Raw genomic sequence first — 12,740 nt, 5'->3', positions numbered from 1 at the left:
CGTGGCAGCCCCGGTCGCCGAGCCGATCGGCGGCCCGGCCCACGGCGCGCGCAAGAACACCACCCTCCCGGCCTGGCCGGTGGCGAGCATCCTGGCGCTCTATCCGCTGTGGTGGGCGCTCGGTCTCGGCGTACTCATCTTCGCGGTCATGGCCGTACCCATGCTGTTCCTGCTCCTCCGCCGCCGCCTCGCCGGCCGGCCGCTCCTCCTGCCGCCCGGTTTCGCCTGGTGGGTGTTGTTCCTGGTCGCGGTCGTGGTGAGCATCGGCGCGCTGGGCGTCGACCCGACCGGCACGCTCCCCGAACACGGGAGCGGCCGGTTGCCGGCGGTCGTCTACAAGCTGGCGATGTATTTGGCGCTGACCGTGCTGATGATCTACGCCGGCAACCTGACCGAGTCGGAGCTGCCCAAGAAACGGCTGGTCAAATACCTCGGCTGGCTGTTCGTGGTGACGGTGGCCGGCGGCTTCCTCGGCATGGTGGCCGGGCACTTCGAGTTCACCTCGCCGGTGGAGATGCTGCTGCCGCACGGGGTGCGCAACAAGGGCTTCGTGCAGTCGCTGGTCCATCCGTACGCCGCGCAGATCATGGACATCGTCGGCGGGGACAAGCCACGCCCGGCCGCGCCCTGGGGCTACACCAACACCTGGGGCAACAACTTCTGCCTGCTGGCCGGCTGGCTCATGGTGGCGGCCTGGCAGAGCGGGCGGGGGCGCGCCAAGTTCTTCGCCGTGCTCTGCCTGCTCGCCTCGATCGTGCCGGCCGTGGTGTCGCTCAACCGGGGCCTGTGGATCGGCATCGGCGTGCTGGTGCTCTATGTGGCCATCCGGTACGTGCTGGCCGGCAAGGTCTGGATCATCGGGGTGGTCGGGGTGGCGGCCGCCATGCTGACCGTGGCGGTGCTCGCCACCCCGCTCGGCGAAGTGGTCAACGCCCGGCTCGACAACGGCAAGTCCAACGGCGTCCGCTCGTTCCTGATCGACCGCGCGCTGGACGGTTTCACCGAGTCGCCGGTGATCGGTTACGGCGGCACCCGGAACACCCGCGGCGGCCGCCAGTCGATCACGGTGGGCGAGAGCGCCGGCTGCGAGCGCTGCGGCAACTTCACCGTCGGTGGCAACGGCCAGCTGTGGCAACTCCTCTACGCCCACGGCGCCGCCGGCACCGTCGGTTACCTCGGCTTCTTCGGGTACGGGCTGTGGCGGTTCCGCCGGGACCGCAGCGCGATCGGGGTGGCCGCGAGCGCCGCGCTGGTGACCTCGTTCTCCGCGATGCTTTGGTACAACTCGCTGGCCACCCCCCTGGCTTTCATGGTTCTGGCATTCGCGCTCTTGTGGCGTAACGCAACTGACCGCCATCCAACCGAGCGCAATTCAACAGAGGGGGACGCAACCCGATGAGTCCGGTCAAAACCGCGCCGGCCGAGCTGACCGCGGACGATGCGGCTCTGCGCACCCAGTACCTGACCGAGGTGCTGGAACTTCTCTACCCGTGGCCGTGCCGCACCGACGGCTCCCCCGGCACGCCGATCGCGGAGTACCTGGTGGTGCCGGACGCCCGTCGCCCGCGCCTGCTGGTGCCGGCCGGCTCGCGCCGGGTCGCCGCCGCCGCGGTCCGCCGCTACGCCGAGCCGCAGTCACGGGCCGCGAAGCTGAAGCGCGACGCGGTGGTCGCCGCGGTCCGCACCGGCGCCTCCGCGGTGCTGCTACGCGACCGGGTGCGGGTCACCGGCCCGTACTCGTCGAGCATCGACGGCTATCTGAGCGAGCACCTCGGCCGGGAGCTGTCGGTGAGCGTCCACATCGGACCGGCGCGCGCCAACCGCAAGCCGGTGCTGCAGCTGATCGGCCCCGAGGGCGACACGTTCGGCTTCGGCAAGCTGGGCACCGGCCCGCTCACCCAGAAACTGGTGAAGGCGGAGACGGCGGCGTTGATCGCGCTCGGCGGCAGCGGCCTGACCAGGCTGACCGTGCCGCGGGTGCTGCACTCCGGGGAGTGGCGTGGCCTGCAGGTGCTGGTCCAGTCGGCGCTGCCGGTGTGGCTGCCGCGGGCGCCACTGACGCCGCGCCGGCTGATCGCCGCGATGCTCGACATCGCCGGCTGCTGCGGCTACACGTCCGGGCCGGTCGACGGCAGCGTCTACTGGCACGAGCTGCGCGCCCGGCTGACCGCGGTGGGCGACCGGTCCGAGGCGGTCGGCCTGGCCTCGGCGGCCGAGCTGCTGGTCAAGCACGCGGGCGACACCGTCTTCCGGTACGGCGCCTGGCACGGCGACTGGGCGCCCTGGAATATGGCGAACCTGGCCGACGCCCTGCTGGTGTGGGACTGGGAGCGGTTCGCCACCGGGGTGCCGATGGGCTTCGACGCCATCCACCACGAGCTGCAGCGGCGCATCCAGTCGACCGGCGACGCCAAGGACGCGGTCGAGCAGACCGTGAAGCGCGCCGGTGAGCTGCTCGGGCCGTTCGGCGTACCACCGGAGGGCCGTGAGGTGACCGCCCTGCTGTACCTGGTGGACCTGGCCGCCCGTTACCTGACCGACCGCCAGGCCGAGGCCGGCGCCCGCCTGGGCGTGCTCGGCACCTGGCTTCTCCCGGTGCTGATCCGCCGGGTCGAGGAGCTCTGATCGCACGTGGATGTACGCAAGATGCCCGCCCCGATGAAGCGGGTGGTGCACCTGGGCTCCCGCTCGTACGGCCGGCTGACCGCCCCGGGCCGGATGACGCCGTCATTCCTGATCTGTGGCGGCCAGCGCTGCGGCACCACCTCGATGTACCGGGCGCTGGCCGCGCACCCGGTGGTCATGAAGGCCGTGCTGCACAAGGGCGTGCACTACTTCGACACCTCGTACGACCGGGGGATGGGCTGGTACAAGGCGCACTTCCCGATGGTGCGCAGCGGCGACAAGATCGCCGAGCGGTACGGCGCTCAGGCGCAGACGTTCGAGTCGAGCCCGTACTACATGTACCACCCGCAGGCGGCCGCCCGGATCGCCCAGGATCTGCCGCAGGCGAAGCTGATCGTGCTGGTCCGCGACCCGGTGGAGCGCGCCTATTCGCAGCACCACCACGAGGTGGCGCGCGGTTTCGAGGCCGAGCGGGACTTCCCGTCGGCGCTCGCGCTCGAGCCGGCCCGGCTGCACCGGCAGGAGGAGCGGCTGGCCGAAGACCCGTCGTACTACAGCTTCGCCCACCAGCACCACGCCTACCGGGGGCGCGGCGAGTACGCCCGCTACCTGAGCGTGATGGCGCAGCACGTGGGCCGGGAGCGGATCCACGTGGTGGAGAGCGAGCGCTTCTTCGCCGAGCCGGAAGAGGTCTACGACGAGGTCTGTGACTTCCTCGGCCTGCCCACCTACCTGGAGCGGCCGCCGTTCGAGCGGCACAACGCCCGCCCGCGTCAGTCCGACATGGACCCGGGCCTGCGCGCCGACCTGACCAACTACTACCTGCCGCACGACGACGCGCTGTCCCGCTGGTTGGGGCGGATGCCGATCTGGCGACGTTCGGTATGACCGACTGCACCGAGCGGCACCCAGCCGCAGTTGCGGACGGCCTCGCAGGCGAGGGCCAGAAGGGCATGCCCGGCCCGCTCAGCACGGATTTGCTCGAGAAGACCGGCGCCGAGACCAAGAAGGTCGCCCGGGGCGGGCTGGCCAACATGGCCGGCTCGGCGCTGGCCGGCGGCACCGGCGTGGCGGTCACCTGGATCGTGGCCCGGTCGCTCGGCGCCGAGCAGGCCGGCGCGTTCTTCGCGGCGACGGCCGCGTTCGTGCTCGGCGGTGGCCTGGCCAAGCTGGGCACCCAGACCGGCCTGGTCTACTGGCCGGCCCGGTTGCGCGCCACCGGCCGGGACCACCTGCTCGGGGCCTGCCTGCGCACCGGGCTGACCCCGGTCGTCGCGGTGTCGGTGCTGCTCGGGGCGGGGATGTGGGCGGCCGCGCCGGCGATCGCCCGGTTGACCGCGCACGAGGCCACCCACGTGGTCGGCGCGCACACCGCCGGCCTGCGGGTGCTGGCCGTCTTCCTGCCGCTGCAGGCGATCACCGACGCCCTGCTCACCGCCACCCGCGGTTACCGGGCGATGCGACCGACCGTGCTGCTCGATCGGGTCCTCCGCAGCTCGCTGCAGTTGCTGCTGGTGGGCCTGGCCGGTGGCGTGGTGCTGCTCTCGCACCGAGCCGGCGCGCTGATCCCGGTGGGTGCGGAGCTGCCGTGGGTCGCGTTCGCGTGGGCGGCGCCCTATTTGCCGGTGACGGTGCTGGCGGCGTACGCGCTCAAGAAGGTTTATCGGGCGGGAAAGCTGCCTGCCGTCACCACCCGCCGGGTCGAGCGGCGCGAGCTGCGCCGTGATTTCTGGAAGTTCACCGGGCCGCGCGCCCTGGCCAGCGTGGCCCAGCTGGCGCTGCAGCGGGTGGACGTGCTGCTGGTGGCGGCGCTGGGTGGACTGGCGGCGGCCGCGGTCTACGCGGTGGCCGGGCGATTCGTGGTGCTGATCCAGTTCGCCAATCAGGGGATCTCGCAATCGGTGCAGCCCCGGCTGGCCGAGGCCCTCGCCATCGGCGACCGGCGCGCGGCCAACCACCTCTATCAGACCGCGACCGGGTGGCTCGTGCTGGTCACCTGGCCGATCTGCCTGCTCGTGATGCACCTGGCGCCGCTCTACCTGGGGATCTTCGGCGACGGCTACACCGCGGGCACCGCCGTCGTGCGCGTGCTGGCCTGCGCCATGCTGGTCGCCACCGGCTGCGGCATGGTCGACATGGTGCTCGCGATGGCCGGCCGCACCTCGTGGAACCTCGCCAACGTGCTGGTCGCGCTGACCGTCACGATCGGGCTCGACCTGCTGCTCATCCCCCGGTTCGGTGCGCTCGGCGCGGCGGCCGGCCTGGCCTGCGCGATGGTCGCCAACAACCTGCTGCCGCTGATCCAGGTGGGCCGGGCCGTCGGGTTGCACCCGTTCGGCCGCGGCACCCGGGCCGCGGCGCTGCTGTCGCTGATCTGCTTCGGCCTGCTTCCGCTACTGCACACGGCCGGTCTCGCGCTCAGCATTCCCGCCTTTTTGGCCGGGACGTGGCTGCTACGGAAAAAACTCGCACTCGACGCCTTCAAACCCATGAGGAGGACCCGTTGACCACGGATTACACCAAGGTGTTCCAGGACGCCGCGGCGGTCGAGAAGTACGAGACCGTAACGTACGCGCCGGACAGCTACGCGTCGCAGATCAACCAGCGGCAGCGCGACTACCTGCGCACGCTGGTGCGCCGCGAATTCGGGCCGCGCGCGCCCGTGCAGCACGACTTCGCCTGCGGCACCGGGCGGGCCATCCGCACCCTGCACGGCCTGGTCCGGGAGGCGCACGGCTACGACACGTCGGCCGAGATGATGGCGAAGGCGGCCGAGGTCGGCTCGCACGCCAACTGGCATCAGGTGGCGGCGGAGGGCCCGGTGCCGGAGCCGGTCGAGGCGGGCTATCCGGCGGTCGTGACGATGTTCCGGCTGCTGCTCAATGTGGACGATGCGATCCGGGACCGGGCGATGGAGTTCGCCACGAAGGCGCTGCCCGACGCGGCGGCCGGCATCCTGGTGGTGGAGAACCACGGGAACGCCGGGTCGCTGCGGCACCTGCGGGCCCGGCGGCACCGCGACGACCGGTGGTTCGCCGAGCTCTCCCACGAGCAGGTGGAGGAGCTGCTGGCCAAGCACGGGTTCGAGCTGGTCGAGCGGCGCGGCTTCTCGATGATCACGCCGTCGCTGCACGGAAACCCCCTCGCGCGGGCTGCGGATGCGGCGGTGCGACGGCTGCCCGGGACTGACGGGTACGCGGTGAACGTGCTCTACACGGCTCGGCGGCTCCATGCGTAAGGGTCTGGTCGTCCTCCTGGTCCTGCTGCTCGCGGGCTGTTCCCTGGGGGACAAAGAGGAGAAGCCGGCCCCGGCCCCGCCGCCCGATCTGTCGGACAAGCCGGCCGCCGTCGCGGTCAATCCCGGCCCGTTCCAGAGCGGGCCGGTTCAGGCGCCGAAGAAGGGCGCCCTGGTCGGCGCCTGGATCAAACCGGACGAGCTGACCCACGTGGGCCGGCTGGCCGCGGTCGACGGCCTGGAGGCGAACCTCGGGCGCAAGCTGCCGATCGTCAACACCTACCGTCGCTTCGAGCAGATGGTCGGCACCTCGTCGGACAAGGAGTTCCTGGCCCAGGGCGCGACCCTGATGGTCAGCTGGGCCACCGGCGATAATCGGTCCATCCTGGACGGTGAGCACGATGCGCTGATCCGCAAGCAGGCCAAGGCGATCCGCAAGATCCACCAGCCGGTGCTGCTGCGGATGCGCTGGGAGATGGACCGGCCCAACCTGCGGGCCACCATGTGGTCCGGGGGCGACTACATCGCCGCCTGGAAGTACGTGCGGAACATCTTCGCCCAGGAACGCGCCACCAACGTCTCGTGGGTGTGGTGCCCGACCGCCGAGGGGTTCATCCGCGGCGACGCGCCGGCCTTCTATCCCGGCGACGACCAGGTCGACTGGACCTGCGTGGACGTCTACGCCGGGGAGAGCTTCCAGCCGATCGGGCAGCTGATGGGCCCGTTCCTGCAGTTCGCCGCGCAACACCCCAAGCCGATCATCATCGGCGAGTTCGGGGTGGCCAAGGCGTGGGGCTCGGCCGGGCGGGCGAACTGGCTGCGCGACGCCGAACGGACCTTCAAGGCCAATCCGCAGATCAAGGCGGTGACCTATTTCGAGTCCGATCCGGAGGGCAATCCGGCGACCAAACAGTTCCAGCTGACCGGCGACAAGCTGGCCTTCAACGCGTTCCACGCGCTGGTGAAGGACCCGTACTTCAATCCGTAGTTTCAGGCTCGAGGAATTCGAGCCGATTGCCGTGCGCGTCGGAGGCATACAGCCGCCGGTGACCCGGGAAGTGGGGATCCCACTCGACCGGGTGACCGGCGGCTTCCAACTTCCCGGCCAAAGCATCAAGACCATTGACGAGTACGCCGGGATGAGCTCGCTTGGCCGGCTCGAAACCGGCGACCGGGGCGAGGTGGATCTCCCAGCCGCCACCCCGGAACCAGCATCCGCCGCGGGCCTTGAGCACCGGCGGCTTGTCCAGCTCGGTCAGGCCGAGGACACCGGCGTAGAACTGCCGGGCGGCCTCCTCGCCGCCCGGCGGAATCAGCAACTGGACGTGGTGCAGGCGCTCGAAGTTCATGGCCTTACAGTACGCCCGTACTGTTTAGCGTGCCCTGTTCAGCGCGTGCGCACCCGCTGACCGGGGGCGCGCGCCAGCAGCCGCAGCGCGTAGGGCGCGTCGTGCCGCAGGTAACGGCTCGCCAGCCGGCGGGGCTCGGTGCCCAGCCGGTGCGCCCATTCCAGCCCCGTGCGCTGCATCCAGCGCGGCGCCCGCTCGACGTCGCCGGCCACGAAGTTGACCGCGGCGCCGCACCCGATGAACCAGCTTTTCGGCAGCATCGGCCGCAGCTTGGCGATCATCCGCTCCTGCTTGGGGAAGCCGAGCCCGACGAAGACCAGATCGGGGTTCGCGCCGGCCACCTTCGCGACGACCTCCTCGTACGCCTGCCGGTCGTTGTCGAAGCCGAAGTCCGGGCAGATGGTCCCGGCGATCTTCAGCCCGGGGCACTCGGCCGCAAGCCGGTCCGCCGCCTTGGCCGCCCCGTCGTTCTGCGGCGAACCACCGATCACGAAGATCGACCGGCCGTCGCGGCCGACGCCGGCCGACAGTGACCAGATCAGGCTGCTGCCGGCCACCCGTTCGGGCAGCGGCGTGCCGCCCAGCCGGCTGGCCCAGATCAGCGGCATCCCGTCGGCCACGATCAGGTCGGCGTCGTCGAGGTGCCGGCGGGCTTCCTCCTCGGTCTGCGCCCGCCGCAGAATGTCGATGTTCGGGGTGATGATGCGGCCGCCGCGGCCGTTCGCCAGCGCCTCCCGCACGACCGCCACGACCTCGGCCTCGGTGATCCGGTCGATGCCGGTGCCGTCCAGCTCGACCCGATCGAAAGCCTCGATGGACACCCTCGCCTCCTTCATGCTTGTTCGCTCGTTATAGGAGCGAAACGAGCGAAGGTGGGCCAAAGTGGCACGGGTGTTATTTCTGGGTGGATTAGGACGAAGCGGGACAACGCTCGTCGAACGTCTGCTCGGCGAACTTCCCGGCGTTTGCGCGCTCGGCGAGGTCGTCCACCTCTGGCAGCGCGACATCCGCGACGACGAGCGCTGCGGGTGCGGCGCTCGCTTCTCGGCGTGCAGCTTCTGGCGGCGGGTCGGCGCGCTGGCGTTCGGCGGCTGGCACAACGTCGACGTCGACCGGGTGCACTACCTGCGCGCCGCGGTGGAGCGGACCCGGCACATCCCCCGGCTCGCCACCGCCGTCGAGGCGCCCGACGAGGTGCACGAGTACGCCGACTTCTACACGAAGGTCTACGCCGCGGCGGCCGAGGTCTCCGGCGCCCGGGTCGTGGTCGACTCGTCCAAGCACTCGGCGCTCGCCCACGTGCTGCGCTGGTCCGGCCGCCTCGACCTGCGGGTGGTGCACGTGGTGCGGGACGCGCGCGGGGTCGCCTATTCGTGGACCAAGACCGTGCAGCGGCCGGAGACCGACGGCGCCGACGAGATGACCCGCTACTCCCCCGGCCGCTCGGCGCTGCTGTGGAACGCGCACAACGCGGCGTTCGGCCTGCTGGCCCGGCGCGGGGTCCCGGTGCAGCGGATCCGGTACGAGGAGTTCGTCTCCGACCCGCGCGGGTCGCTGACGTCGCTGGCGGCGTTCGCCGGAGTGGATCTCGGACCGTCCGATCTGGACTTCCTGCACGACGGCCAGGCCGACCTGAAGGTCGGGCACAGCGCGGCCGGCAACCCGATGCGTTTCACCGTCGGGCGGCTGCCGCTGCGCCGCGACGACTCCTGGGTGCGCTCGCTGCCACCCCGGCAACGGCGGCTGGTCGGCGCGGTCTGCGGACCGATGCTGCACGCGTACGGCTATCCGGTCTTCAAGGAGATGGAGCCGGCCTCCAAAGAGACTGAGCTGCCTGAAACTGAGCTTTCGGGAAAGACTGAGCTTTCTGGAAAGGAAGCCAGATGAACTGGCCGTCGGTAGGCGTCGTCATCCCCACCCGCAACCGGCCCGAGCTGGTCCGCAAGGCCATCGCCGGGGTCCGCGACCAGCGCTACCCCGGTGAGCTCAAGATCCTCGTGGTCTACGACCAGACCGAGCCGGACTACCTGCTCGCCTCCACCGAGGGCGTGCAGGTGCTGGTGCTGACCAACTGGCGCACCTCCGGGCTGGCCGGCGCCCGCAACACCGGCATCCTCGCGCTCGACACCGAATATGTCGCATTCTGCGACGACGACGACCGCTGGCTGCCGGACAAGCTGCGCCGCCAGGTCGCCGCGCTAATGTCCGAACCGGACTCCGAGATGGCCACATGTGCGATCGAGGTCGAGTTCGAGGGAAAGTGCACACCGCGGCTGGCCGGCCGCAGCCGGGTCACGGTCGACGAGCTGGCCCGCTCCCGGATGGCGATGCTGCACTCGTCGTCGTTCCTGATGCGGCGGGACGCGTTCGCCGCCGACGCGATCGGCCTGGTCGCCGAGGATGCGCCGGGCAGCCAGAACGAGGACTGGGATCTGCTCCTTCGGGCAGCCCGCCGGGCGCCGATCGTGCACCTCGACGAGCCGCTGGTGCGGGTTCTGTGGGGCCGGACCTCACACTATGCGTACGAGTACGCCACCAAGATCTCGTCGCTGCGCTGGATGATGCAGCGCCACCCGGAGATCAGCGGCTGCCGCCCCGGCGCCGCCCGGGTCTACGGCCAACTGGCCTGCTGGTCGGCCGCGACCGGCAACCGCAGCCAGGCCTGGCAGTTCAGCAAGGAAGCGGTGCGGGCCAACTGGAAGGAGCCGCGCACGGCCATCGCGCTCGCCGCGATGACCGGTGCGGTCAAGGTCGAAAACGTGCTGTCGGCGCTGCACAAGCGAGGCCGGGGTATCTAGGCTCACCCTTTTCAACACGCCCGATCACACGGTAGTGTTCGGGCGTGTTCGAAATAGTTCGGATGTTTGAGTGCTAGCCCAACAGCGCCAGGCCGCCATCCTCGATCGGGTCCGCGCCGCCGGTGGCGTCCGCGTCAGCGAGCTGGCCTCGGAATATGGCGTTTCTGACATGACGATCCGCCGTGACCTCGAGGCGCTGGCCGACCGTGGCCTCCTCGCGAAGGTACACGGCGGCGCCACCACGGTGAGCCCCGGCTCCGCGCACGAGCCCGGCTTCGCCGCGAAGTCGGTGCGCCAGCGCGCTGAGAAGGCCGCCATGGCCGCCCGCGCCGCCGCGCTGGTCTCCCCCGGTGACGCGATCGCGCTGTCGGCCGGCACCACCACCGCCGGGCTCGCCCAGCGCCTGGTCGACGTGCCCGACCTGACCGTGGTCACCAACTCGATCCCGGTCGCCGACGTGTTCTACCGGGCCGGCCGCCCCGATCAGACGGTGATCCTGACCGGCGGCACCCGCACCCCGTCCGACGCTCTGGTCGGCTCGGTCGCGGTCGCCGCGATCCGCTCCCTGCACCTGGACGTGCTCTTCCTGGGTGTGCACGGGATGAGCGAGCGAGCCGGCTACACCACCCCCAACCTCAACGAGGCCGACGTGAACCGCGCTCTGGTCGAGGCGGCCGAACGGCTGGTCGTGCTGGCCGACCACACCAAGTGGGGCACGGTCGGCATCTCGTCGATCGTCCCGCTCGAGCGCGCCGACGTGCTCATCACCGACGAGGGCCTCGACCAGCAGGCCCGCACCCTGCTGGAGGAAACCGTGCCCGAGCTCGTGGTGGTGACCGCGCAGTGACGATCGCCGAGCGCGACGCGATCCGTCTGTCCGACGGCCGCGAGCTGATCTACTTCGACGAGTCCGTCGACTCGCACCGCTCTGACTTTCCGGACAAGCGGAGTTTGCCGACCCCGCCGCCCACCTCCCAACTGCGCTACGACCCGCTGGTCGACGAGTGGGTCGCGGTGGCCGCCCACCGACAGACGCGGACGTTCCTGCCGCCCAGCGACGCCTGCCCGCTCTGCCCTTCCACCCCGGCGTTCTCCAGCGAGATTCCGGCGCCCAGCTACGACGTGGTGGTGTTCGAAAACCAGTTCCCGTCGTTCAGCGACCGCATCAAGCCGGACGAACTGGGCCAGCCTCATTTGGCATCTCTGACCGAATTGGTGCCGGTGCGGCCCGGCATCGGGCGCTGCGAGGTGGTCTGCTTCACCAGCGATCACAACAGCTCGTTCGGCGCGCTGACGCCGGCCCGGGTCCGCACGGTGGTGGACGCGCTGGCCGACCGCACCACCGAGATGTCGAAGATTCCGGGTGTCGCCCAGGTCTTCCCGTTCGAGAACCGGGGCGTCGAGATCGGCGTCACCCTGCACCACCCGCACGGCCAGATCTACGCCTACCCGACGGTGCCGCCGCGCACCCAGGCCATGCTGGGGGCGGCCGCGCGCTACCGCGCTCGCACCGGCGGCGACCTCTATGCCGACACGCTGGCGGCCGAGATCAAGGCGGAGGTTCGCGTGGTGGCCGCGAACGAGCACTGGACCGCCTACGTGCCCGCCGCGGCCCGGTGGCCGTACGAGGTGCAAATCGCGCCTCACCGCAAGGTCGCCGACATCCCGGCCCTGTCCGACGCCGAGCGGGACGCGTTCGGTCCGCTCTATCTCGACATCCTGCGCCGCTTCGACGCGCTGTTCGGCAAGCCGATGCCGTACATCTCCGCCTGGCACCAGGCCGTCGTCGGCGAGGGACGTGATCTTGGATACCTTCACCTCCAGCTGTTCAGCATCCGGCGAGCCGCCGACAAGCTGAAGTACCTGGCCGGATCCGAGTCCGCGATGGGCGCTTTCGTCAACGATGTGGTGCCGGAGAAGGCAGCCGAGACCCTTCGCTCGCTGTGAGATGGGAGTTGCGCTCGGCACATCCCGTGCCGGAAGGTCGAGTTATGGGATTCGCCTGGTCCAACATGTTCGTCCATCCCGACGACGACCCGCGCACCGACGGTGGCTTCACCGGCGAACGGGACACGCTCATCGGATACCTGCGTGATCAGCGTTTGACGCTCGAGTTGAAGTGCGCCGACCTGACCGCGGAGCAGATGGCCGCCCGAGCAGTGGAGCCGTCGTCGATGTCACTGCTGGGGCTCGTGCGGCACATGGCCGGCGTGGAGCAGAGCTGGTTCCGGATCCACATGGCAGGCTTCGACATGCCCCGCCACTACCGCGAGAACGGCAACCGCGACGCCGACTTCGAAGACGCCACCCCCGACGACGCCACGGTAAAGGAAGCCTTCGAACGCTGGCGCTCAGAGGTAGCTTTCGCCGAAGACTACGTAGACGCAGTAGAGGACCTAGGCGAACAGGGCGAAGGCGGCCTAGCCCTACGCGAAGTCCTAATCCACATGATCGAGGAATACGCCCGCCACAACGGCCACGCCGACCTCTTACGCGAACGAATAGACGGCCGAGTAGGCCAGTAGCCCAGTAGCCCAGTAGCCCAGATCTTGGGCCGCCCTGGTGTCTACGTTTTCCAGAGGCCCCGATTCACGGAACTACCCGCGATTGCCCCGTTGATGAGCAGGCAGCCGATTTCCCGACGCCGCGGGGTGTGCGGCGTTGGGAAATCGGCTGGCGGGTGATCCACGACCCCGGGGGAATCGCCCGCGGAGCGCAGCGGAGAGTTCGGGA

General features: G+C 70.3%; 13 protein-coding genes. 11 read left to right on the top strand and 2 right to left on the bottom strand.

The window, feature by feature from the left end; genetic code table 11:
* Window position 1 precedes the first annotated feature (1 nt).
* Genes AB0E90_RS48795 through AB0E90_RS48770 form a run of 6 tightly spaced genes read left to right on the top strand, consistent with a single transcriptional unit; the run spans window position 2 to window position 6,848 of the window.
* Window positions 2-1,399: a hypothetical protein gene (locus AB0E90_RS48795; protein WP_360420184.1), complete on the top strand. Its 1,398-nt coding sequence runs from the start codon at window positions 2-4 to the stop codon at window positions 1,397-1,399.
* Complete coding sequence (locus AB0E90_RS48790) at window positions 1,396-2,625, top strand: hypothetical protein (RefSeq protein ID WP_360420182.1); 1,230 nt, start codon at window positions 1,396-1,398, stop codon at window positions 2,623-2,625. Before AB0E90_RS48795 ends, AB0E90_RS48790 begins: the two co-directional genes overlap by 4 nt.
* Window positions 2,626-2,631: 6 nt before the next feature.
* The gene (locus AB0E90_RS48785; RefSeq protein WP_360420180.1) at window positions 2,632-3,513 is read left to right on the top strand and encodes a sulfotransferase; all 882 of its coding nucleotides are present in this window, start codon (window positions 2,632-2,634) and stop codon (window positions 3,511-3,513) included.
* Window positions 3,510-5,132 (top strand): polysaccharide biosynthesis C-terminal domain-containing protein, encoded by a 1,623-nt coding sequence (locus AB0E90_RS48780; protein ID WP_360420178.1) that lies wholly within the window; start codon window positions 3,510-3,512, stop codon window positions 5,130-5,132. Before AB0E90_RS48785 ends, AB0E90_RS48780 begins: the two co-directional genes overlap by 4 nt.
* Window positions 5,129-5,863 carry a methyltransferase domain-containing protein gene (locus AB0E90_RS48775; protein ID WP_360420176.1) on the top strand — a complete coding sequence of 245 codons (735 nt, stop codon included), beginning with the start codon at window positions 5,129-5,131 and terminating at the stop codon, window positions 5,861-5,863. Before AB0E90_RS48780 ends, AB0E90_RS48775 begins: the two co-directional genes overlap by 4 nt.
* Window positions 5,856-6,848 (top strand): glycosyl hydrolase, encoded by a 993-nt coding sequence (locus AB0E90_RS48770; RefSeq protein WP_360420174.1) that lies wholly within the window; start codon window positions 5,856-5,858, stop codon window positions 6,846-6,848. The genes AB0E90_RS48775 and AB0E90_RS48770 overlap by 8 nt, the downstream gene beginning before the upstream one ends.
* On the opposite strand, the gene AB0E90_RS48765 is transcribed toward AB0E90_RS48770, so the two are convergent.
* Together AB0E90_RS48765 and AB0E90_RS48760 are read right to left on the bottom strand one after the other, a co-directional pair.
* Complete coding sequence (locus AB0E90_RS48765) at window positions 6,838-7,209, bottom strand: VOC family protein (protein ID WP_360420172.1); 372 nt, start codon at window positions 7,207-7,209, stop codon at window positions 6,838-6,840. The two genes, AB0E90_RS48770 and AB0E90_RS48765, sit on opposite strands and share 11 nt — an antisense overlap.
* Before the next feature lie 38 nt (window positions 7,210-7,247).
* Window positions 7,248-8,030, bottom strand: coding sequence for a WecB/TagA/CpsF family glycosyltransferase (locus AB0E90_RS48760; RefSeq protein ID WP_360420170.1), 783 nt, complete (start codon window positions 8,028-8,030; stop codon window positions 7,248-7,250).
* Window positions 8,031-8,091: 61 nt separating this feature from the next.
* Here AB0E90_RS48760 and AB0E90_RS48755 point away from each other — a divergent pair, with 61 nt between their 5' ends.
* From AB0E90_RS48755 to AB0E90_RS48735, 5 genes are all read left to right on the top strand, one after another.
* Window positions 8,092-9,096, top strand: coding sequence for a sulfotransferase (locus tag AB0E90_RS48755; RefSeq protein WP_360420168.1), 1,005 nt, complete (start codon window positions 8,092-8,094; stop codon window positions 9,094-9,096).
* A complete protein-coding gene (locus tag AB0E90_RS48750; RefSeq protein ID WP_360420166.1) occupies window positions 9,093-10,007 on the top strand; it encodes a glycosyltransferase family A protein in 915 nt (304 codons plus the stop codon). Before AB0E90_RS48755 ends, AB0E90_RS48750 begins: the two co-directional genes overlap by 4 nt.
* A 70-nt stretch (window positions 10,008-10,077) precedes the next feature.
* Window positions 10,078-10,854 carry a DeoR/GlpR family DNA-binding transcription regulator gene (locus tag AB0E90_RS48745; RefSeq protein WP_360420164.1) on the top strand — a complete coding sequence of 259 codons (777 nt, stop codon included), beginning with the start codon at window positions 10,078-10,080 and terminating at the stop codon, window positions 10,852-10,854.
* On the top strand, window positions 10,851-11,954 hold the full coding sequence (gene galT, locus AB0E90_RS48740; protein WP_360420162.1) for a galactose-1-phosphate uridylyltransferase: 1,104 nt from the start codon (window positions 10,851-10,853) through the stop codon (window positions 11,952-11,954). Before AB0E90_RS48745 ends, galT begins: the two co-directional genes overlap by 4 nt.
* Before the next feature lie 44 nt (window positions 11,955-11,998).
* Window positions 11,999-12,532 (top strand): DinB family protein, encoded by a 534-nt coding sequence (locus tag AB0E90_RS48735; protein WP_360420160.1) that lies wholly within the window; start codon window positions 11,999-12,001, stop codon window positions 12,530-12,532.
* Window positions 12,533-12,740: the final 208 nt, after the last annotated feature.

Source organism: Actinoplanes sp. NPDC026619 (genome assembly GCF_040638295.1).
In the GTDB taxonomy this organism is placed as follows: domain Bacteria; phylum Actinomycetota; class Actinomycetes; order Mycobacteriales; family Micromonosporaceae; genus Actinoplanes.
The sequence above is the reverse complement of the archived record's forward strand: the minus strand, read 5'-3'. Positions and strand labels throughout refer to the sequence as shown.

What these genes read in the sequence shown, in the direction of transcription:
- AB0E90_RS48790 (WP_360420182.1), top strand. Translation starts at nt 1,396, where the DNA reads ATGAGTCCGGTCAAAACCGCGCCGGCCGAGCTGACCGCGGACGATGCG.
- AB0E90_RS48780 (WP_360420178.1), top strand. Translation starts at nt 3,510, where the DNA reads ATGACCGACTGCACCGAGCGGCACCCAGCCGCAGTTGCGGACGGCCTC.
- AB0E90_RS48770 (WP_360420174.1), top strand. Translation starts at nt 5,856, where the DNA reads ATGCGTAAGGGTCTGGTCGTCCTCCTGGTCCTGCTGCTCGCGGGCTGT.
- AB0E90_RS48765 (WP_360420172.1), bottom strand. Translation starts at nt 7,209, where the DNA reads ATGAACTTCGAGCGCCTGCACCACGTCCAGTTGCTGATTCCGCCGGGC.
- AB0E90_RS48750 (WP_360420166.1), top strand. Translation starts at nt 9,093, where the DNA reads ATGAACTGGCCGTCGGTAGGCGTCGTCATCCCCACCCGCAACCGGCCC.
- AB0E90_RS48735 (WP_360420160.1), top strand. Translation starts at nt 11,999, where the DNA reads ATGGGATTCGCCTGGTCCAACATGTTCGTCCATCCCGACGACGACCCG.